This window comes from Micromonospora sp. M61 (genome assembly GCF_018070245.1).
In the GTDB taxonomy this organism is placed as follows: Bacteria; Actinomycetota; Actinomycetes; order Mycobacteriales; family Micromonosporaceae; genus Micromonospora; species Micromonospora zamorensis.
On the sequence record NZ_JAGPYA010000037.1, the window covers coordinates 47469 to 68873 of the forward strand.

Genomic DNA, 21405 nt, shown 5'->3' on the forward strand with positions numbered 1-21405 from the left:
ACCGGTGTGCTGGTGAGCCGCTGGTCCACCTTCCGGCCGGCCGACGAAATCATCGGGAGCAGGGCATGGGCCTCATCCACATCGAGCTGTTCGCCACCCTCGACCTGGTCGGGCAGTCGCCTGGCGGCCCCGAGGAGGACCCGGAGGGGTTCGCGTTCGGCGGTTGGCAGGCGCCCCTGCTCGACGAGGTCGCCGGGGCGCAGGTCGCCGCCGCGTACGAGGGCACGGACGCCCTGCTGCTCGGTCGGCGGACCTACGACATCTTCGCCGCCTACTGGCCGCACCAGGAGGGCGGCGAGGACAACGCCATCGCCAGCCTCTTCAACCGCATCCCCAAGTACGTGGCCTCCCGGGGCGCACCCGACCTCTCCTGGGAAGGCTCCACACAGCTCGGCCCGGATCTGGCGGGCGCGGTGCGCGAGATCCGTGACCGGCACCAGCACATCAAGGTCGTCGGCAGCCTGAACCTGGTGCAGACCCTGCTGCGCGAGCAACTCTTCGACCGACTCGACCTCTGGGTGCACCCGATCGTGCTCGGCGTCGGAAAGAAGGTGTTCGACGGTGGCGCGGTGCCCACCAACGTGACGCTCCTCGAACCGCCGGTCGCGAGTCCGAAGGGCACCGTTCACCTGCGCTACGGGATCGCCGACGGCACACCCCGGACGGGCGACATGTCCGCGCCCGATCGTGGTGTCGGGCGCGACGACTGACGCCGTCCGGGGTGTTGCTGCCGTCGGCGTTGCATCCAGCCGGGCCAGCATTCGGCCACGGCGTCGGCAGGTCGAGGTGCCGACGCCGTGACCAGGTCAGATCTTCTTGCGGTACGCGCGCAGCGCCAGCGGCATGAACACCGCGACGAAGCCGGCGCACCAGGCGAGCGTCCACCAGACGTGGTTGCCGACCGGCGTGCCGAGGAACAGTCCGCGTACCGACGCCACCAGGTGGGTCATCGGGTTGACGTCCACGAACGCCTGCATCCAGCCCGGCAGCGTGTCGGCGCCGACGAACACGTTCGACGCGAAGCTCAGCGGCATGATCAGCGCGAACATCAGACCCTGTACGGCACCCGGGGTGCGCACCTTCATCGATACCAGCACCGGCAGCCAGCTCAGGCAGAGCGCGAACAGCACCGCGAGCAGACACCCGGCGATCGCCCGGAACGGGTCTGTGTCGATCCGGAAACCCATCACGTAGCCGATCGCGAGGGTCGAGACCGTGACGATCACGTACCGGACGACGTCGCCGAGGACCGCACCGACCAGTGGTGCGGAGCGGGGGATCGGCAGGGACCGGAACCGGTCGAAGATGCCCTTGGCGATGTCGGTGTTGAGGTTGACGCCGATCGCGATGGCACCGGTGGCGATGGTCTGCGCCAGGATGCCGGGCAGCAGGAACTGCAGGTAGTCGTGGGTCGATCCGGCGACCGCGCCGCCGAAGATGTACACGAAGATGATGAGGAACAGCACCGGTTGCAGCGTGACGTCGATGAGCGCCTCGGGCGTGCGCCAGGTCTTGATGAGGCTGCGCTTGGCCAGCGCCAACGAGTGCCGGACCAGCCGGAACGGGCGGGGGTTCGGGGTCGTTGTCGAGAGCGCGCGGCTTCTCGTGGGTGCCGTGTCGATCAGAGTGCTCATGCCGCGACCTCCGTGGGGCGGGTGGTGTCGTCGTCGGATGCCGTACGCCCGGTGAGGGTGAAGAACACCTCGTCGAGGCTCGGCAGGTGCAGGGAGAGTTCGGTGACCGCGATGCCGGCGGCGGCGAAGCGCGCGACGCTCTCGGTCAGGGCCGCGTCGTCGGTGACCGACACCGCGAGCACGCCCTTGCGGATCTCGTCGGCCTGCGCGCCGGAGCCGACCTGGGTCAGGATCGCCGCGGTGCGGGCCAGCTGCGCCGAGTCGGACGGCCGGACCTCCAGGGTCTGCCCGCCGACCACCCGCTTGAGCCCTTCGGGGGTGTCGTGCGCGATGACCCGGCCGTGGTCGATCACCGTGATCGCATCGGCGAGCGCGTCGGCCTCCTCCAGGTACTGGGTGGTGAGCAGGACCGTCGAGCCGTTGCCGACCAGCGAGCGGACCACGTCCCACATGTCCTCGCGCTTGGCCGGGTCGAGCCCTGTCGTCGGCTCGTCCAGGAAGATCACGTCGGGAGAGCCGACCAGGCTGGCGGCCAGGTCCAGCCGCCGCCGCATGCCACCGGAGTAGGTCTTGGCCTGCCGGTTCGCGGCGTCGGTCAGGTCGAACCAGTCGAGCAGTTCGGCGGCCCGCCGCCGGGCGCCTGTGCGCCCCAGCTCCAGCAGGGTGCCGAACAGTTCCAGGTTCTGCCGCCCGGTCAGGTCCTCGTCGACCGAGGCGTACTGGCCGGTGAGGCCGATGCTCTGCCGGACGCGCTCGGCGTCCCGTACCACGTCGAAACCGCCGATTCGGGCGGTCCCGCCGTCCGGGGTCAGCAGGGTGGAGAGGATGCGCACGGCGGTGGTCTTGCCGGCGCCGTTGGGGCCGAGCACCCCGAGCACCGTCCCGCGGGGAACGGTGAGGTCCACGCCCTGCAGCGCCCTCGTCTTCCCGAAGTTCTTCACGAGGCCCTCGGCCTCGATCACCAGGTCAGCTGTCATGCGTGCAGCCTGCGCGGGTCGGCTGACACCGCCCTGACAAGCCACCGACACCGGCTGACACGGGCGCTGCGAGCGGTCACGGCGAGGGCAGTGATCGACTCGACTTTCGCAAAGGCGCGGTATCCACACGCCCGCGACGCCCCGACATCAGCAAAACCGAGTCGATCAAGCCGCGTGCGCACCGGGCCTGGTCAGACCGCCGGGCCGTCCGTGTTCCGGATCATCTGCCGGAGCACCTTCAGTGCCGTCACGTAGTCGGCGTCGTCGATTCCCTGATGGATGCGGGCGCGGATCGCCGGAGCATGCTGCTTGAGGTCGACGCGGGCCGCCTCACCCGCCTCGGTGATCCACAGTCGCTCGTGGTCGTCCCGGGTGAGCCAACCCCGATCCAGCAGAACGTCGGCCTCGGCCTCCAGATCGTCCTCGGACCTCAGGTAGGTGCTCATGGCCGATTCAAGCTCGGCGATGGTCATGCCGTGCCCGTCGGGTGAGATGTCGTTGCCCGACAGGTTGCGGAGCAACCAGAACTGGGGCTGGGTGAAGCCGAACTCGGCGTGGCGAGCCCGCGTGAAGGCGATGAGGGCCTCGTAGGCCACGCCGGTCCAGTACGCGGCGGGCTGCGTCGCGAGTTCGGCGTCGGACAGGCGCTGGGTTGCCACGGGTGCCTCCTGGGAGTGTTCGACTGAGCGACCCTAAAACCTCAAGTCATGTTGAGGTCAATGAGGTCACCCGGCTGTCCCCGTGCACGAGCCGCTACGGCGCAGACGGGCCGGCGACGGGGTTCGCGAGGGTCGTAGCCCGGTCTCCGTTGTGTGTAGGTTGCGGAAGTGACAAGAAGCGAGCGAATCGCGGACCAGCTGGACCGGCACTGGCAGAAGAACCTGCGGCCGCGGCTGCACGGTCTTGCCGATGAGGAGTACTTCTGGGAGCCGGTGCGTGACTGCTGGAGCATCCGTCCACGTGGCACGTCGGCCACGCCGATGTCGGCAGGTTCGGGGGAATGGGCGATGGACTCCGCGTCCCCTGACCCGGTCCCGGCGCCGGTGACCACGATTGCCTGGCGGCTGGCGCACATCATCGTCTCCTGCCTGGGTTATCGGGTCGGATGGCACTTCGGCGGCCAGGATGTGGACTCCCGGACATTCGCCTACGCGGGGACCGCTGACGAGGCGCTGAAACAGCTCGATGAGATGTACGGGAGATGGAACGCGGGGGTCCGCGAGCTCTCGGACGCCGACCTGGAGAATCCGCCCACCGTGGGTCCCGAACGGTTTCCGATGGAGGGCATCGTCCTGCACGTCAACAGGGAGCTGATCCATCACGGCGCCGAGATTTCCCTGCTGCGCGACCTCTACCGCTGGCAGGACGGCGGGGTCGGTTCCAAGATGGCGCAGCTTCAACGTTGAGGAGGGAACCGATGGGCCGCACGGTGTTGAGCATGAGCGTGTCGTTGGACGGCTTCGCCGCCGGCCCTGAGGTCACCGCCGGACAACCGATGGGCAGAGGCGGCGAGCGGCTGCACGAGTGGCTGTTCCAGGCCGACGGGGATCGCGCTGTTGCGGCTGACGGCGTCACCCCGGTCGGGGTCGACGCCGCGCAGGTACGAGAGCGTCATGCCACGACCGGCGCCGTGGTGATCGGCAAACGGACGTTCGATGTCGGTGTGGACCTGTGGCAGGACACTCCGTTTCCGGTGCCGTGCTTCGTGGTCACGCACGAGTCGCGCGACCCGTTGCGGATGAGGAGCGACGTCTTCACGTTCGTGAACGACGGCCTCCACAGCACGCTGCGCCAGGCGCGACAGGCAGCAGGCGACCGGAACGTCCTCATCATGGGCGGGCCCACCACAGGACAACAGTTCGTCAGGGCCGGGCTGGTGGACGAGATCCACGTGCAACTCGTGCCGGTGTTCCTCGGCACCGGCACGCGCCTGTTCGACCACCTCGGCACCGACCACATCGAACTCGAACGCACCGCGGTGATCGAATCACCGCACGTCACGCACCTGCGCTTCCACGTCCCGAGGTGACCGCTCGGCGTCGGCCGGCCCGCGGTGCGGACTCGACTTCCGCCGTGCAGGCCGACCGACGCCTGCGCTGCCGCACCAGTGGTCGAAGTCGCGATATGCTGGCGGCGGCAGAGCGCCTGCCCGCGCCCGATGTGGTGGCCCACGCCCGACCGCATGCTGGGGCCAAGAGTCTCCGACTCCGCGCCGCTGTGTCGACTCCCGGCGTGCCGGTCATGCCGCCTGCTCGGTGGAGTGCGTGGGGCTGCACCGGAGGCGTCATGTCTGATCACCAACCACGGCGGACCCCCACCCCGGGACGTGCTCGCAAGCGCGCCATCCGGGAGCACGCCGCCCAGGCCGGTGTCGCCTACTCGGTGGCTGCCCGCCACCTTGAGTCGGTGGGGCTGCGACCCGGCGAAATCCTCGCCACGTACGGGCGGACGATCTATCCGATCGGGTTCGATCCGCATCGCCAACTGCTCGTCGAACGCCGTGAGCGGCGGTCGTTCGAGGAACGGGTGCCGGACACCAGGCGGGCCGCGGTCCTGCCTCATGGCCGCGCGCAGCACCTCGTCGAGCGGTTCCCGCCCAGCCGTGGTCGTACCGGCAGCGGGGTGGGCGCGCTCTATCACGGCGAGGGCCGGGTGGAACTGCTCGCGATGGTGTACGTGGTGATCGCGGCCGAGTCCCCGGGGCTGCTGCCCGAGGTGGGGGATCTCGTCTGGATCGCGGAGCTCGGCGAGGACACCGCGCTCGACACAGCCTGCGCCGAGGTCGACCGCGAGGCCCGCCGGGTGCTCGATCGGGAGCCCCTGGCGCTCTGGTCGGTCATCGAGGCGGCGCTGGCCGTCGCCGAGCACACCGCGGACTGGCAGATCCGCCAGGAAGCGATCCGGCAGGCCGCGCTTCTCCGCACGATGATGACGCCGCGGATCGGCTACGCGGGCGAGCCGTACGTGCCGGGGCTGCCCGTCGCCGGCGTCCGGCAGATCCTCGACGCGCTGCTCATCGTCGCCGACGACGGACACGCGCCGGGCACCCGGGTACGTCTGCGCAGGCATCCGGACGACGTGGGGTTGGCCACGATCATCGAGGCCACGTGGGGGTCGTCGGGTCCCCCGGTGGGCTATCTCGTGTGGCCCGACGCGACGACGGCGCCGCTGGCGGTCCGCGCCGACGACCTGATCGTCCTGGCCGATCAGGAGTCGCTTCCTCGATGAGTGAGGGCCCGGCTGAGTCGGCTAGCTGAGGCGGCCGAGCCCGTGCGACCTCGCGGCGGACGGCCGCTGGCCGCAGCTCGGCGCGCGGTCGGCGCGCCGGGGGTGTACGAGATGGCACGGCAGTGACGAGAATGGCGACCAACGTGAATGTCCCTCGGGCAGCGGCGCCCGGGGGCGACGGGGGGAGAACCGGTGACAGCATCAGCACGCCTCGGCGCGGCGGGGGTGGTCCTGGGCCTGGTCCTGGTGGGCCTGAGCGGGCCCCCGGCCGGCGCGCACCAGCGCGACCGGGGCTACTCGGCCGAGATCCGACGCGCGTCGTACGGCGTCCCGCACATCACCGCCACGAGCTACGCCAACCTCGGCTTCGGGGTCGGGTACGTTCAGGCGGAGGACAACCTGTGCGTCATCGCGGAGAAGGCGGTCACGGTCAGCGGCGAGCGCTCCCGCTACTTCGGCGCGACCGGCCCGACCGACGCGAACGTGCGCAGCGACCTGTTCTTCCGCAAGGCCATCGAGGATCGGACGGTGGAGCGGCTGCTCGACGGTCGCCGCGACGGCGTGCACTCCCCGTCCAACGACGTCCGTGACCAGATTCGCGGATTCGTCGCCGGCTACAACTCCTACCTGCGCCGCACCGGCGCGGCGAGGCTCACCGACCCGGCATGCCGGGCCAAGCCGTGGGTTCGCCCGCTGACCGAGCTGGACATCTGGCGTACCACCTGGGACAGCATGATCCGGGCCGGCTCAGGGGCGCTGCTCGACGGGATCGTCGCCGCCGCCCCGCCCACCGCCACCGGCCCGGCGGCCGTCCAGGACGCGACCGGTGCGGCCGCCGTGCTCGCGTCGGTCGACGGCGCACCCGCCGGGGTGGGCAGCAACGCGTACGGGCTGGGCGAGGCGGCGACCGCCAACCGGGGCGGCATGGTGCTGGCCAACCCGCACTTCCCGTGGGAGGGCGCGGAACGCTTCTACCGCATGCACCTCAAGGTGCCCGGTCGCTACGACGTCGAGGGCGCCGCGCTGATCGGCGACCCGATCATCGAGATCGGGCACAACCGCACCCTCGCCTGGAGCCACACCGTCTCCACCGCTCGCCGGTTCGTCTGGCACCGCCTCGCGCTGGTTCCCGGCGATCCCACCTCCTACTACGTGGACGGTCAACCACGGAAGATGACCACCCGCACCGTCACGGTGCGGGTGGCCGGCCCGAACGGCGGCACGGTGCCGGTCAGCCGGACCTTCCACGACACCCACTACGGGCCGGTCGTGGTGGTACCCGGCAGCTTCGACTGGACCGCCAGCACCGCGTACGCCATCACCGACATCAACGCGACCAACAACCGGGCCTTCGACGGCTGGCTGCAGATGGGCCGCGCCGAGACGGTCCGGGACCTCAAGCGCGTCCTCGACCGTTACCAATTCCTGCCCTGGGTCAACGTGATCGCCGCCGACGCCAGGGGCGAGGCGCTCTACGCCGACCACTCGGTCGTGCCCCGGGTGACCGACGCCCTCGCCGCCGCCTGCATTCCGGCACCGTTCCAGCCGCTCTACGCCAGCAGCGGCCAGGCTGTCCTGGACGGCTCCCGGTCGGCGTGCGCGCTCGGCGCCGACCCGGACGCCGCCGTGCCCGGGATCCTCGGCCCCGCGAACCTGCCCGTCCGCTTCCGCACCGACTACGTCACCAACTCCAACGACAGCTTCTGGCTCGCCAACCCCGAGGCCCCGTTGGAGGGCTACGCGCGGATCATCGGCGACGAACGCACCCCCCGCAGCCTGCGTACCCGTCTCGGCCTCGACCAGGTGCAGCAGCGCCTCGACGGCACCGACGGGCTACCCGGCCGCGGGTTCACCACCGACCGTCTGTGGCGGACCGTCTTCGGCAACCGGGTGTACGGCGGCGAACTGGTCCGCGACGACCTGGTGGCGCTCTGCACCGCCCAGCCGACCGGGACCGCCTCGAACGGCGCGACGGTCGACCTGCGCGCCGCCTGCACGACACTGGCCCGCTGGGATCTGCACGCCGACCTGGACAGCCGCGGCGCACACCTGTTCACCGAGTTCGCCCTGGCCAACGGGCTGCGCTTCGCGGAGCCCTTCGCCGTCAGCGACCCGGTGCACACGCCACGCCGGCTCGACACCGCCAACCCGGGCGTACGTACCGCGCTCGCCGACGCCGTACAGCGGCTCGCTGGCATCCCGCTCGACGCGCGTCTCGGCGACGTCCAGACCGAGCAGCGCGGCGACCGGCGTATTCCGATTCACGGCGGGCGCGCCGAGGCCGGCATCTTCAACATGATCGTCAACAACCGGGTGCCCGGCGTCGGCTACCCGAAGGTGGTGCACGGCTCGTCGTTCGTGATGGCCGTGGAGCTGGGCCCGCACGGGCCGTCCGGGCGCCAGATCCTCACCTACTCCCAGTCGACCAACCCGAACTCACCCTGGTACGGCGACCAGACCGCGCTCTACTCCGGCAAGGGCTGGGACACGATCAAATACACCGAGGCGCAGATCAAGGCGGACCCGAACCTGCGCACCTACCGGGTGGTGGAGGGCCGCCACCACTGACCCGCGAGCACGCGGAGGCCGGGCTCCCTGGCGGGGAGCCCGGCCGGTGCGGTTGCTCATTTCGGCAGGCGACCCCGCGTGGAGACGAAGTGGTACGACATGACGGCGAACCCGGGATCGCGGACCAGCCGCCGGAAGGCGTTCAGCTGGTTCGGTGACAACCCCGCGGCGAGCAGGTCCGGTTCCAACTGGCGGGAGTTCGTCTCGTAGAGCGACGCTCCGGTCGAGCCGCCAGCCCAGCTCTGCGAGTGGGTGATGGTGTCCAGGTCGGTCAGACCGGCGAGGGCCATCTCGGTGTGCACGTCCTGCGCCCACCCGAGGTCGGCGCCGTGGTCCGCCAGGACACCCATCATGGCGTCCATGACCTGCGCGAAGAGCTTCGCGGCGTCGTCGGTCGGCGCGGTCAGCACCCGCAGCGGCGCGGTGCAGTCGAACTCCTCGACCACCAGCCACCCGCCGGGAGCCAGCGCGCCGGTGAGCGTACGCAGGACCCGTCGCCGGTCGGGGAGGTGCAGCAGCACCAGCCGGGCGTGGATCAGGTCGAACGCGTCCCCGGGTGGCGGTTCGGTGCGCACGTCGTGCCGGCGTACGTGCAGGTTGCCCTCCGCCGCGAGGTGCGTGGGGTCGATGTCGGTGGCCAGCACGCGGCCGTCGTCGCCGACCGCGCGGGCGATCCGCCGGGCCATCGAGCCGCCGCCCGCCCCCACTTCCCAGCAGGTCGCTCCCGGTCGCAGCACCGGTTGGGCCAGTCGACGCGTCGTGATCGGGTCCAGGAAGGACTCCAGCGCCTGCATCTGGGGAACGGCATCCGGTTGGCCGTTGTCGAACGTGTACGTGCCATCGCTGGTAGCGGTTGCCATCGGGTGTCTACCTCTCCGAGGGGTCGGGTGACGTGGGGGTGTCGGCCCAGAGCCGAGGGGCCGGTCGGTTGGGTGGCGGCGGCGGTGGGGCGGCGGCGACGCTCAACATCGCCGCCAGTGGGGCCGGGTCGACGCGCGCCTCGGCCGTCGGACGGTCGTAGACCACCCGGCCGTACTCCAGCACCGCCACCCGGTCCGCGACGTCGATCGCGTGCTGGAGCTGTTGTTCCACGAGCAGCACGGTCAGGCCGTCGGCGGCGAGACCGTTGACCAGCTCACGGACCCGCGCCGCCAGATCAGGTGAGAGGCCCTCACACGGCTCGTCGAGCAGCAGCACCCGTGGTTGGCCGAGGAGCGCCCGCGCTATCGCCAGCATCTGCTGCTCGCCGCCGGAGAGTTCGCAACCGCGGTGTCGCAGCCGCGCCGCCAACCTGGGCAGCAGTTCGAGGGTCCGAGCCACCGTCCAGCCCTCGCCACCGGAGACGGGTGCCCGCCACGGCGCGGCCGCCAGGTGCAGGTGCTCGGCCACGGTCAACCGGGAGAAGACCCGCCGGCCCTGCGGGACGAGACCGACGCCGGACTGGGCGATGCGATGCGGTTGCCGACCGGCCACGTGCACACCGCCGATCTCGATGCGACCACTGGAGGCTCGCACCAGCCCGGCGATCGTGTGCACGAGCGTGCTCTTGCCCGCGCCGTTGCGACCCACCACGGCCTGGATGCTGCCCGGGCGGACCCGCAGGCTGACCTCGTGCAGCACGATCCCCCCGGCGTAGCCGGCGCACAGGCGATCCACCGACAGCATCAGGCCACCCCGTCGGCGTACGCCTGCCGCACCAGCGGCGAGGTGCGGATCTCGTCCGGCGTGCCGGCGGCCAACGTCCGACCGTCGCGCAGGACGGTGACGGTGTCGGAGAGCGCGTACACCAGGTCCAGTCGATGTTCGACAAGCAACACGGCGACCGCCCTGGGCAGCGCCTGGAGCAACTCGACGAGCCGGCCGACCTCGACGGCGGACAGCCCGGCCGCCGGTTCGTCGAGGAGTAGCAGGCGAGGGCGACCGGCAAGGGCCATGGCGATCTCCAACTGGCGTCGTTGGCCGTGTGCGAGGTGCCCGGCTGGCACCGTCGCGACGTCGGCGAGGCCCATCTGATCCAGCAGCGGGCCCGCCCGGTGTTGCGCGATGCGCCGGCGTCCACCCGGCCACCACCTGCGGTGGGGTGTGAGCCGGGGCAGCGCGGCGACCACCACGTTCTCCATCGCGGTGAGTGTCGGAAAGACGGCGGGTCGCTGGTGGATGCGGTTGATACCTCGTCGGGCCCGGGCCGCCGGGCCGAGCCGACCGAGGTCGCGTCCATTGAAGATCACCCTGCCGCGCTGGGGTTTCGTGGACCCGCCGATCACGTTGAGCAGTGTCGTCTTGCCGGCTCCGTTGGGGCCGATCAGCGCGTGCCGCTGACCGTCGTGGATGCACAGGTCCACGCCGGCCAGCGCGGCCAGCGAGCCGTACCGCACGCTGACCTCCTCGACGTTCAGCAGACCGGTCATCGGTGCAGCTCCGGGACTGTGGCCTGGTCACGGGCGGGTGGCGCGTCCGGCTGAGTCGCCGGCGCGCTCGGCAGACGCCGCCGGCCCCGTGCCCGGTGCGTGCCGGTGGGCAGCAGGTAGACCGTCGCCACGAACAGCGCGCCCAGCACCAGCGGCGCGTGGCCGGGCAGCACCCCGAACAACCAGTCCCGTACAGCGATGACCAGCGCCGCGCCCACCAGGGCGCCGCCGACCGAGGCGGTGCCACCGATGACGACACCGAGCAGCAGCAGCGCGGAGGTGTCGAAGCCGAAATCGGCGGGCGAGATGTACTGCTGGGCGACGACCAGGAGCGAGCCGGCCGCACCGGCTATCGCCCCGGCGGCCATGTGCGCGCCGGACAGGTACAGCGGCACCCGGTGACCGCTGGCCCGCAGCCGCGTCTCGTCGTCCCGGCCGGCCCGCAGCAGCAGCCCCGCCCGGGTACGCAGCAGCAACAGCACCGCGCCGACCAGCACGGTCACGACGACCAGGGCGTACAGGTAACGGGCCTGGTCGTTGGCCAGGACCGGGAGCCCCCAGAACGGGCGGACCGCGGCGATGCCGGCCAACCCGTCAGTGCCACCGGTCACCGACCGCCAGCGGCCGAGGACGGTGACGGCGAGTTCACCGATGGCCAGCGTGATCATCAGGACGATCACCCCTCGGGCGTGGACGACGAGCGGCACGGTGAGCGCGGCCAGCACCGCCCCGGCGGCCGCCGCGACGGCGAGCTGCACGACGCCGACATCGGAGATCCGGCTGCCGACCACCGCGCACGCGTAGGCGCCCGCCGCGTACGGTGCGGTCTGGCCGAGGGTGGGCATGCCGGCGACGCCGGTGAGCAGGGCGACGCTCACCCCGACCAGGGCCAGCGCCAGCGTCCGGGCGAGGATCGCCGTGGTGTAGTCGTCGACCACCCACGGCGCCACGACCAGGCCGGCCAGGGCGAGGGCCGCCACAGCGCCCCGCGCGCGCCGGATCACCTCGTCCCTCATGCCGCCCTCCACCTGCTGGCCAGGCCACGCGCCCGCACCGCCAGCACCGCCGCCATGGCGGCGAACAGCAGGAACGGTGCGGCGGACGGCAGCAGCGCCACTCCCAGCGTCTGGATCTCGCCGATAGCGAGAGCGGCCAGCAGGGTGCCGCCCATCGACCCGAGCCCGCCGAGGACGACGACCACCAGGGACAGCAGCAGCACCGTGTCGGCGGTGTCCGTGCCGGGGCCGATGATCGGCGCGCCCAGCACGCCGGCCGCACCGGCGAGCGCGCCGGCGGCGGCGAGCACGCCGGCGCGGATCCGCGCGGGACTCACGCCCAGACAGGCGACCATCTCGGGGTCGTCGACGGCCGCCCGGACCAGCATGCCTGCCCTGGTGCGTCGCATGACGAGGTAGAGCGCGGCGGCGATCACCGCGGCGACGACGATGAAGACCAACCGGTACGCGGCGTAGCGGTGACCGGCGACCACCACCGACCCCTCCAGGGCTGCGGGCACCAGGACCTGCGGATCGTCGGGACCGAAGCCGGCGACGAGCAGGCTGCCGCCGGCCAGCGCCACACCGAACGTCAGCAGCGCCTGGCTCAGATGGTTACCGGCGGCGACCGGTGCGAGCAGGCCGGCCAGGAGCACACCCGCCGCGGCGGCGGCCAGCACACCGACCGTCAGCGCCAGCGCCAGACTCGCCCAGCCGCCGTCGAGCAGCGCCGCGGCGGTGTAGCCGCCGATCGCGTAGAGCATGCCGTGCGCCAGGTTGAGGATGTTGGCGACGCCGAAACAGAAGACCAGGCCCGACGCGGCGACGAACACGAGCAGCCCGTAGGCGACCCCGTCCAGCGCCGGTATCAGGTACGGATCGATCCGGCTGGTGCCGGCCGCCACCACCATCATCGGCCGACGGTCGCGAGGTCACCCACGACGGTGTTGGACAGCGCCCGCCCGTCCTGGCGGACCTGCCGCAGATACCACTTCTGCACGGGGGAGTGCGTGGTGGTGGAGAACTGCCAGGTGCCGCGCGGGCTGGCGATCTGGCCGAGCTGGCCGATGGCCGTGTTGATGGCCTCCGGAGTCGGGTCGCTCCCGGCGGCGCCGATCGCCCGGTCCAGCACCGCCGCCGCGTCGTACGAGGCGAGCGCGTAGGTCGTCGGTGAACCGTCGTGCTTGGCCTTCCACGCCGCCACGAAGGCGCGGTTCTCCGCGTTGTCGAGGTCCGGCGAGTAGTTCAGCACGGAGAAGATGTCCCGGGCTGCCTCGCCCTGCGCGTTGAGCACGCCGCCCTCGGTGAGGAACCCGGCCGCGTACAGCGGGACGTCCTTGATCTCGGACTGCGCGTACTGCTTGACGAAGTCGACAGCGGCGCTGCCGGCGTAGAACGTGTAGACGGCTGCCGCGCCGGAGGCCTTGATCCGGGCGAAGTACGGGGTGAAGTTGGTGGTGGCCGGGAACGGGGTGAAGGTCGTCTTGCCGTCGGAGTTCGCGAGCTTCCCACCGATCTTCCCGAATGCGTCGGTGAACCCCCGCAGCTCGTCCCAGCCGCCCTGGTAGTCCGGCCCGATCGCGTAGACGGAGCCCTTCACGTTGTCGCGGACGTGTTGGGCGATCGCAGCCCCGGGCTCGTCGGAGAGGTACGAGGTGTGCCAGACCCGGGAGACGTCCTTGAGTTCCGGTCGCCCGTTGGAACCGACGAGTGGCACCTTCGTCTCGTCGAGCAGGGGTGTGACCCCGGCGACGGAGCCTCCACCGACGATGCCGGTGAGCGCGGACACCCGGTCCTGTTTGAGCAGTTTGGTCGCCGCCGGGACTGCGGTCTGGGCGCCGTTGCCCTCGTCGGCGATGACGAGGTCGACCTGTCGACCGCCGAGTTTGCCATCGTGGGTGTCCAGGTAGAGCTGGAAGCCGTCGCGGATCTCCGTGCCGACCGCCTGGTACGTCCCGGACAACGAGGCGAGCAGGCCGATCTTTATCGAGCCGCTGGCGCTGGTGCCCGGCGCGTCGTTGCCGCAGGCCGTGCTGGTGGTCAGCGCGGCCGCGAGCAGCGCGGCGGTGAGGGCACGGCTGCGCCAAGGCGTGGTGAGAGGCATGTCTGACTCCAGAGGAAGGGGAAGGGGTCTCCGGCGTGGGGGCGCCGGGGTGGTCAGCGGCTGCGGGCGAGTGCCGCTCGGGCCGCGGGGGTCAGGGCGTCCCCGATGCGGTTGGCCAGCTCGGTCATCTCGTAGGAGACCTTGCCCACGTCACACTCGGGTGCGGCGAGCACCAGCAACGAGGCGCCATCGTTGAAGGCCATCGAGAACATGAAGCCGCCCTCGAGCTGCGTGACGTTGGAGATCACCGCGCCGGCGTCGAAGAAGGCTGCCGCGCCCCGCAGCAGGCTGACGAGCCCGCTACCCGTCGCGGCCAACTGGTCTGCCCGGTCCGGCGGCAGGTCGCGGGTGGCGGCCACCATCAGACCGTCGCTGGAGATGGCGATCGCGTGGCTGACCTCGGTCGCCCGCGCGGCGAAGGTGTCCAGCAGCCAGCCGAGATCCTGTTGGTCGGTCACGTGCTCTCCTGTCGCGTCATTTGTTGCCGAGGTTGATCGGGGTGCGCCGGCGGTTCGCCACACCCCGCGCGTACGCGGCCATCGCCGTCGCCACCTGGGCCGGATCGCGGTACTCGGACCGTTGCTGCTGCTGGGGGACGGTCACGCCGCCGGGGACGAGTTGCCGTTGCGGTTGCCGTTTGGGCAGGCCGGAGTTGGTGGTGGTGGCGACCTCGGGGGTGTGCGCCTGGGCAGCCGTGCGCCAGGCGTCGTCGGCCGGGCCGGACCATTCCTGGCCGTCGTGGCCCTCGGCGACGTCGCTCTGGAACCAGTGGTTGACCTGTTCGAAGATGAGGAGCTCCTCGGTGGGCGCGTCACCCCGGTCCGGGGGCGGGGGAGCCGGTCGGAACACCGGCGCAGCCGGGAGGGTCCGCTCGGCCGGGGGTCGCCCGGCGGTGGGCTCGGGCCGCGGCTGGTAGGGCGGCGGGGGACCGGCCGTGCGGGCCGCCCTCCGCGAGAGCCGTCCGGGTGCGAGCAGGTATTCCTCCGGTGGCAGAGACCGGATGATCGTCGCGGGCAGCGTCGCCTCGGCGAGGATGCCGCGTCGGGGGCCGCGTCGCAGTTGGACGGTGGCGCCCAGCCGGGCCGCGAGCTGACCCACGACGACCAACCCCATCGCCCGTACGGCGGCCACGTCGATCGCCGGTGGGCGGGCCAACAGCTCGTTGAGCTGCTGCATCCGTTGCGGGGACAGCCCCACACCCTCGTCACTGATCTGGATGATGACGCGGTCACCGAGGCTCCGGCCGCTCACCCAGGTCTCGCTGGCCGGCGGCGAGTACGTCGTCGCGTTGTCCATGAGTTCGGCGATCAGGTGCACGACCTCGTCGACGGTCTTGGCCGCCACGGCGACGTCGCCGTCGATCATGCCGAGCCGGATCCTCGCGTAGTGCTCGATCTGGGACAGCGCCGCCTGGAGCACCTGTTGCAGGGGGACGTCGCGTTGTCGTACGCGACCGACGCCGACGCCGCCGAGCACCAGCAGGCTGGCGTTGATGCGGCCCATCCGGGTCGCCAGGTTGTCCAGCGTGTACAGCTGGTGGAGCCGGTCGGGGTCGGTCTCGTCCCGTTCGACGAGGTCCACCTGGGCCAGGACGGCATCGACGAGCCGCTGTTCGCGGCGGCTCAGGTGGATGAAGATGTCGGCGGTGTTGGCGCGCATGACGGCCTGCTCGGCGGCGGTCCGCACAGCGGCCTGGTGCACGGCGCTGAACGCCTGGCCCAGCTCGCCGATCTCGTCGCCGATGGACGGTTCGAGGGCGGCGCTGGACTGCTGGCGGGCCAGTTTGTCCGGGTCGACGGCGGCGCTGCCCGGCTGCTGGAGCTGGGCCACCACGGCGGGGAGCTGTTCGAACGCCACCGCGTTCGCGGCGTCCCGCAGGCGACGCAGCCGCCGGGTGATCTGTCGGGCGACGGCCCAGGTCACCAGCGCGGTGAGGACGAGCGCCAGGAGGACGCCGACCGCCTCGGCGACGGCCCGACGGCGCTGGTCGGTGTGCGCGGCCCGGACGTCGTCGCGGACCGCGGCGTCGACCCGCCCCCGCAGCTCGGCCAGACGGGCGGCACGCGTCTGGGTGGTGGACACCCAGCCGCCGGTCTCCAGTTGCAACCGCGACCCCGGTTGGGCCCGGGACACCTCGTCCTGCATCCGTTGCAGGGCGAGCGCCTCCTTGCCGGTGCCGGCCTGCTCCCACCAGAGGCTCCACTCGGCCGGGGCCAGGGCCAGGAACGACAGGCTCGACTCGGTGTAGCTGGTGCGGGCGGCGGTGATGTCCTGCTGCATGGCCGGGGTCAGCTCGCCGCCCGCGACCGCCCGCAGCACGGCGACCTGCTGCTGGCCGATCGCCTCGGCCGTCTTCGACAGGGCCGCCGACGCCCGGATCCCGTCGGCGAGCCGGGCGTCCACCACGCCGTGCGAGACGGTCTCCCGGAAGTTGATCAAATCGGCGATGGCGATGCGGTAGCTGAAGGTCATCGCCGACACCGAGGCGTGCGTCGCCGTGCGTACCTGGGTGCGCAGCGGGGCGAGGCTGCCCAGGGCCGCGTCGATGCGGCGCAGGAGAGCCCGGTTGGCCTCGGCGTCGGCGGACAGCCGGTCTCGCTGCCTCCGGTAGCGCGTGACAGCGTCGTCGGTGGTGGCCATCTCCGCACCGAAGGCGTCCTGCTGCTCTGGCCCGCCGTAGGTGAGCAGGTCGGCGGCGGCGATGCGTTCGCGTTGCAGGCGGTAGGCGAGGTCACCGGCCTCGGCGCCGACCTGGGCCAGGACCCCCAGGTCGCTGGCCCGGGCTGTCTGGCGTGCGCTCTCGGTCAGCGCGAGACCGGCGAAGCCGATCACGGCGACGAGCGGTGCCGCGACGATGAGGCGCATCCGGCCGGCGATCTTCCAACCGCGTCGCCGGGTCGGGTAGGGTCTGGCCGCGTGGGACCGGGTGCTCGACGCCAAGATTGACTCCCACGACTCGTCGATGACGGTCTATCCGCACGTTGCCGAATGCAAGTCCCATTCGGCCGGAAGCCGCGCTCGTAGGCCAGACCTGGCCGTGGTACAAACTGGCCGTACCAGCATCTGTACCCAACGTCAGCGGCCGGTGACGCCCTGAGACCGAGCCGGGATCGTGGGGTCAGCGCTGGTCGTCGCGGGGGTCGGCCGGCGGCTGCGGCCGCTGTGCGTCGTCCGGACCGGACGGGCCGTTGAGTACCTGCCCGATCAGCTCACGCAGCTCGTCGATCGCGTCCACCACGGCGCCGGGGTCGCGCGCGTCGCGTCGATCACGCTGACGGGGCACCGGCCGGTCCGGCCGGACCGGTGGTGAGGCGCGGGGGCCTCGGCGGCCGTCGGCCGCCGCCTGTTCGGCCGCCACCTGCGGCCACAGCGCCGCGAGTCGGCCGTCGGTGCCGAGCACGTCGTCGCAGCGCAGCGCGAACTCGTGACTGCCGAACCGGCGACCGGACTCGACCGCCGCGACCGTCTCCCGGCTGAACCGCACCAGATCCGCCAGCGCCCGCTGGGTCAGACCCCGTCGGACGCGGCAGTTGCGCAGTTCCCATCGGAACCGTTCGCTGGCCGCAGGGGGAGCGGGGCTCGACGGGGACGTGTGCTCCATGCGCTCACCTTCGTGGCTTCGAGAATCAGCAGCGGAAGCCGGATCGAGATTGGCTGATGAGCTGAACATTCACAGGGGACAATTCTTAACCCAGGACGCGATGGGTGTGAAGACGTTCACCGACCTGGATCGTCGGACAAAGCAGAAAAGGGTGCGTGTCAGGCCCCTTGTCGGTGCCGGGCAGGGGCGGGAAGGCTACCCTTCCCGCACTCGTCCGCGCGCGGGCAGGCCCGTTGGCGCACCGGCACTGTCAGGCGGCCTGCGCTTCGACGGCCGCCTCACCTCGCGCCGCCGGAACGTCGGCCGGTGCCATGGTATCGATTACGGCGAGCAGCGTGTGGTGGGCGCGAAACGCGACATTGGCCTTGTACGAGCGCTGTTGCCCAGTCGCCAGGCGGAGGCCGGGAATGGCTTCGGTGAGTCGGGTGATTGCGATTTCAGCCTCCAGCCGCGCCAATCCCGCGCCTATGCAGAAATGCGGGCCGTGGCCGAACGACAGGTGATTGCCCACGTCCGCCCGATGTGGATGAAACTGGTCCGGGTGGGCGAAGACCGCGGGGTCGCGGTTCGCCGCCCCGATCAGCAGCAGGCAGCGTGCCCCGGCGGGGATGGTCACCGTTCCCAGTGTGACGTCCCGGTTGGTCACCCGCAGCCAGCCGTCGATGGCGGGCGCGAAGCGCAGGGTCTCGCCAACGAACGCGGAGACGGCCCCCGGGTCGGTGGTGAGCTCCGACCAGTGCCGCGGACTGGACAGCGCCTGGTCGAGGGCGTGGGCGAGCAACCCGGCGGTGGTCTCGTGGCCGGCGACGAGGAGGTTGAAGGCCAGGCTCGCGACCTCGGGCACGGTCAGGACCGCGTCGTCGTCGTCCCGGTATGCCAGGGCGCGGCTGATGAAGTCGTCGCCCTGGTGTCCACTGTCCACCCGTTGGCGGACAAGCTCCTCGCAGTAGTGCCAGAACTCCAGCAGATCCTGCGCCAGGCGCACCTGCTCCGCAGGCTCCGGTTGCCCCCAGATGAGCGCGATCTGGCCGTCCGCCCAGCTCCGGATCCGCCCGATGTCGCCGTCGGGCACCCCGAGGATGTCCAGGACCACCAGCAGGGGGAGCTCGCTGGCGAATTCCGGGATCAGGTCGACCTGATCGCCCCGGCGGGCGGCGAGCCGGGACACCAACTGGTCGACCCGGCGCCGGATGATCGGGCCGTACTCGACCTCGACCCGCTCGGGGGTGCTGGCGAAGGCCGCCCGTAGGGCCCGACGGGTGCGGGGGTGCACCGGCGGGTCGGCAGCGGCCGTCGTGGGGGGCGCGTCGATCTGCATGATCACGCTCATCGCCTCCGGGCACACCTCGTAGACCGGGGCGAGCGTGAGGGCGTTGCCGAACGTCGCGACGTCGGCGAGTGCGCGCCGGACGTCCGCGTGCCTGCTGATCAACCACAACCCCAGATCCTCGGCGTAGTGCACACCGTCGGGATCGTCGAGAATGCGCCGCCACATGCTTGCCGGATCGGTGAGATAGACCCCGGCGAACGGATTCAACCGCATGGAAAGCCTCCTGATGCGCGCGGCGCGAAACCGGCAGCGCCTCCATTTTTGAGGTCGGTCAGTTTGGGCCGATAATGGCGCGCATCTGCCTCTGGCTCTTTACGGTGCGCTGAGTAGCCGCACAAGTCAAGATTGGTCACCGTCTATTTATGCCGCGACATAATGCGTGCTGCAACGGACGGCTGAAACCGGCTGGATGCAACTTGCGCCTGGGTCCTTGCCGTCGGTCGACCCCATTTCACGACGAGATGCCCGTTGCGCGCGACAACGAGACCATCAGGAAGGGATGAGGCGGACGACCGCCCATGATGGACGGCGGAATCACGGTGCCGCTCTCCCTCATGACCGGAAAACGATCTCCGGACCGGCAGGTGACGCAGGGCTCGGGCCACCTGCCCGGCGGTGGGAGCGGCGACGCCCGCACGCGTCGCGGGGGCTCCGGCCCAGGCCGGAACCCCCGCGATGTTCTGGCGTGACGACCCGCCGGGTCAGCGGTCAGGGCGCCCAGGGGCTGGCGATGTTCCAGGTGCTGTCGGCGGTCCACAACGTCGGCGTGTTGTACGCGTCGCCGCCGGTGCCGTTGCTGAGCCAGACCTCCGAGTTGTAGTGCCGCAGGTACCTGCCCCGGAAGTTGTACGACTCCAGCGACACACCCGAGCCGGTCAGCCCCACCCGTGCGCACCAGGTGGCGTCGGCACGCAGGAGCGTCGAGCCGTCGTCCGGCGAGTTGCGGACCCGGGAGTTCTGGTGGCGCAGGTACTGCCCGGGAAAGTTGACCGACTCGAACGAGTAGCAGCCGGCATCGGCCAGGCCGGCTCGGATGGTGTACGTGGCGTCGGCCTTGAGCAGGCTGGGGCTCGCGGCGGTCACCACCTCGGTGTAGGCCAGGCTGTCCTGGTGGCGCAGGTAGCGGTTGGTGAACCCGGGCGTCGTCACCTGCAACGACCGCCGGGTGTTGACCGGCAGGGCCACCGGCGCCGAGCTGCCGATGGTCTTCGAGGCGTTGATCAGGGCGGTGTTGGCGGCGCGGACCCGCGCCTGATCCATCTTGATCACCTGCCGGTCATAGGTCAGGAAGCCGTTCAGCTCGCCCTCCAGATCGGTGATCTCGGTGTAGACCGAGGCGCTGAGCCCCTTGCCGACCATCAGGTTCTGGCTGCCCTGCACCAGACCCACGTACCGATCGGTGAGGGCGCTCGAACTGGTCTGCCACTCGTAGGCGAAGAAGCCGCCGCTCGGGCTGTACTCGTGGCCCGGCGTGTGCAGGCCCAGCCCGCCGAACTCACCGAGTGCGGCGATCCGGCTGCTCGACGGTGCGGGCGAGTCGGGCCCGAGGTAGACGTGCCAGTCGTCGATGTCGCCGTTGCCGGGATTGCCGAGGGACTGGCAGCAGTTGTGGCCGCTGTGCGGGTTGACCAGACGTGTCGGGTCCTGGTTCTTGATGTTCTGCGCGACCCGCCGGGTGTCGGCGAGGGACCGCTCACCCCACCCCTCGTTGTAGGGCGTGTACGCGACCACTGCGGGTGAGCTGCGGTGCTCGTCGACGATCTCCCGTGCCTCGGCCTCGAACTGCGCCTGCTGGGCGTCGGTCGGGTTGATGTCCTGCGCGGTCAGCGACGGGATGTCCTGCCAGACCAGCAGGCCGAGCCGGTCCGCGTGGTAGAACCAGCGCTGTGGCTCGACCTTGATGTGCTTGCGCACCATGTTGAAGCCCAGGTCCTTGTGCTTTTGCAGGTCAAAGGCGAGCGCGGCGTCGGTCGGCGCCGTGTAGAGGCCGTCCGGCCAGAAGCCCTGGTCGAGGGTGCCGACCTGGAACACGAACTGGCCGTTGAGCTTGGGGCGCAGCACCCCGTTCACCAGGCCCGTGGTGATCTCCCGCATGCCGAAGTAGTGCGCTGTCCGGTCCACTGTGGAAGCTGAGCCGTTGCGGAGGGTGACGCGGAGGTTGTAGAGGAACGGGTCGTCGGGCGACCACCGGCGTGCGTTCGGCACCGGCACGCTGAACTCGGTGAAGCCGCCGGTGGCCGAGCCGACCACGGTGCTCCCGTTCAGCGCCTCGGCGAGCACGCTGTGGCCGCTCACGTCGCCACGGGTGAAGACCCGCACCCGCAACGTGTTGGTGCTCAGGTTCGGGTAGACGTCCACGCTGCTGATGGAGGCGATGGGCACCGGCTCCATCCACACCGTCTGCCAGATGCCGGAGCTGGGGGTGTAGAAGATCCCGCCGGGTGTCTTGGTCTGCTTGCCGATGGCGGGCAGGCTGCCGTTCTGTCGGGTGTCGGTGGGGTCCCAGACCTTGACGACGATCTCGTTCGCCCCGGTGGTGAGCTGGGGGGTCACGTCGAAG

19 protein-coding genes are annotated in these 21405 nt (G+C 71.0%); 5 read left to right on the top strand and 14 right to left on the bottom strand.

Features of this window, described 5'->3' with window-relative positions; all coding sequences use genetic code 11:
* Positions 1 to 65: 65 nt before the first annotated feature.
* Positions 66 to 710 carry a dihydrofolate reductase family protein gene (locus tag KBX34_RS21130; RefSeq protein ID WP_210926463.1) on the top strand — a complete coding sequence of 215 codons (645 nt, stop codon included), beginning with the start codon at positions 66 to 68 and terminating at the stop codon, positions 708 to 710.
* A 96-nt stretch (positions 711 to 806) separates the two neighbouring features.
* On the opposite strand, the gene KBX34_RS21135 is transcribed toward KBX34_RS21130, so the two are convergent.
* From KBX34_RS21135 to KBX34_RS21145, 3 genes are all read right to left on the bottom strand, one after another.
* Complete coding sequence (locus tag KBX34_RS21135) at positions 807 to 1634, bottom strand: ABC transporter permease (protein WP_210792815.1); 828 nt, start codon at positions 1632 to 1634, stop codon at positions 807 to 809.
* Positions 1631 to 2611: an ATP-binding cassette domain-containing protein gene (locus KBX34_RS21140; protein WP_210926464.1), complete on the bottom strand. Its 981-nt coding sequence runs from the start codon at positions 2609 to 2611 to the stop codon at positions 1631 to 1633. Before KBX34_RS21140 ends, KBX34_RS21135 begins: the two co-directional genes overlap by 4 nt.
* A gap of 191 nt (positions 2612 to 2802) precedes the next feature.
* On the bottom strand, positions 2803 to 3270 hold the full coding sequence (locus tag KBX34_RS21145; RefSeq protein WP_210926465.1) for a MarR family winged helix-turn-helix transcriptional regulator: 468 nt from the start codon (positions 3268 to 3270) through the stop codon (positions 2803 to 2805).
* Between the two features lie 168 nt (positions 3271 to 3438).
* On the opposite strand from KBX34_RS21145, the gene KBX34_RS21150 reads away from it, so the two are divergent.
* The 4 genes from KBX34_RS21150 to KBX34_RS21165 all read left to right on the top strand — a co-directional run bounded on the left by KBX34_RS21150 (position 3439) and on the right by KBX34_RS21165 (position 8407).
* On the top strand, positions 3439 to 4017 hold the full coding sequence (locus KBX34_RS21150) for a DinB family protein (RefSeq protein ID WP_210926467.1): 579 nt from the start codon (positions 3439 to 3441) through the stop codon (positions 4015 to 4017).
* Positions 4018 to 4028: 11 nt separating this feature from the next.
* Positions 4029 to 4640, top strand: coding sequence for a dihydrofolate reductase family protein (locus tag KBX34_RS21155; RefSeq protein ID WP_210926468.1), 612 nt, complete (start codon positions 4029 to 4031; stop codon positions 4638 to 4640).
* Positions 4641 to 4897: 257 nt separating this feature from the next.
* Complete coding sequence (locus KBX34_RS21160) at positions 4898 to 5839, top strand: hypothetical protein (RefSeq protein WP_210926470.1); 942 nt, start codon at positions 4898 to 4900, stop codon at positions 5837 to 5839.
* Between the two features lie 192 nt (positions 5840 to 6031).
* A complete protein-coding gene (locus KBX34_RS21165; RefSeq protein ID WP_307871456.1) occupies positions 6032 to 8407 on the top strand; it encodes an acylase in 2376 nt (791 codons plus the stop codon).
* A gap of 56 nt (positions 8408 to 8463) precedes the next feature.
* Here KBX34_RS21165 and KBX34_RS21170 read toward each other — a convergent pair whose 3' ends face one another.
* From KBX34_RS21170 to KBX34_RS21220, 11 genes are all read right to left on the bottom strand, one after another.
* Positions 8464 to 9267 (bottom strand): bifunctional 2-polyprenyl-6-hydroxyphenol methylase/3-demethylubiquinol 3-O-methyltransferase UbiG, encoded by an 804-nt coding sequence (locus KBX34_RS21170; protein ID WP_210926474.1) that lies wholly within the window; start codon positions 9265 to 9267, stop codon positions 8464 to 8466.
* A 7-nt stretch (positions 9268 to 9274) separates the two neighbouring features.
* Entirely contained in the window at positions 9275 to 10072 is a 798-nt protein-coding gene (locus KBX34_RS21175) for an ABC transporter ATP-binding protein (protein ID WP_141909064.1), read from the bottom strand.
* Positions 10072 to 10815 carry an ABC transporter ATP-binding protein gene (locus KBX34_RS21180; RefSeq protein ID WP_088951676.1) on the bottom strand — a complete coding sequence of 248 codons (744 nt, stop codon included), beginning with the start codon at positions 10813 to 10815 and terminating at the stop codon, positions 10072 to 10074. Before KBX34_RS21180 ends, KBX34_RS21175 begins: the two co-directional genes overlap by 1 nt.
* A complete protein-coding gene (locus tag KBX34_RS21185) occupies positions 10812 to 11831 on the bottom strand; it encodes a branched-chain amino acid ABC transporter permease (RefSeq protein WP_210926476.1) in 1020 nt (339 codons plus the stop codon). Before KBX34_RS21185 ends, KBX34_RS21180 begins: the two co-directional genes overlap by 4 nt.
* Positions 11828 to 12724 (bottom strand): branched-chain amino acid ABC transporter permease, encoded by an 897-nt coding sequence (locus KBX34_RS21190; protein ID WP_210926478.1) that lies wholly within the window; start codon positions 12722 to 12724, stop codon positions 11828 to 11830. The genes KBX34_RS21185 and KBX34_RS21190 overlap by 4 nt, the downstream gene beginning before the upstream one ends.
* The gene (locus tag KBX34_RS21195; protein WP_210792826.1) at positions 12721 to 13914 is read right to left on the bottom strand and encodes an ABC transporter substrate-binding protein; all 1194 of its coding nucleotides are present in this window, start codon (positions 13912 to 13914) and stop codon (positions 12721 to 12723) included. The genes KBX34_RS21190 and KBX34_RS21195 overlap by 4 nt, the downstream gene beginning before the upstream one ends.
* Before the next feature lie 53 nt (positions 13915 to 13967).
* On the bottom strand, positions 13968 to 14372 hold the full coding sequence (locus tag KBX34_RS21200; protein ID WP_088947795.1) for a roadblock/LC7 domain-containing protein: 405 nt from the start codon (positions 14370 to 14372) through the stop codon (positions 13968 to 13970).
* Between the two features lie 16 nt (positions 14373 to 14388).
* Positions 14389 to 16779, bottom strand: coding sequence for a nitrate- and nitrite sensing domain-containing protein (locus tag KBX34_RS21205; RefSeq protein ID WP_210926480.1), 2391 nt, complete (start codon positions 16777 to 16779; stop codon positions 14389 to 14391).
* 253 nt (positions 16780 to 17032) lie between these two features.
* Positions 17033 to 17515 carry a helix-turn-helix transcriptional regulator gene (locus KBX34_RS21210; RefSeq protein WP_210792828.1) on the bottom strand — a complete coding sequence of 161 codons (483 nt, stop codon included), beginning with the start codon at positions 17513 to 17515 and terminating at the stop codon, positions 17033 to 17035.
* Between the two features lie 250 nt (positions 17516 to 17765).
* The gene (locus KBX34_RS21215; protein ID WP_210926482.1) at positions 17766 to 19058 is read right to left on the bottom strand and encodes a cytochrome P450; all 1293 of its coding nucleotides are present in this window, start codon (positions 19056 to 19058) and stop codon (positions 17766 to 17768) included.
* Between the two features lie 495 nt (positions 19059 to 19553).
* A partial coding sequence (locus tag KBX34_RS21220; protein WP_210926484.1) for an AbfB domain-containing protein occupies positions 19554 to 21405 on the bottom strand: 1852 nt, incomplete at its 5' end.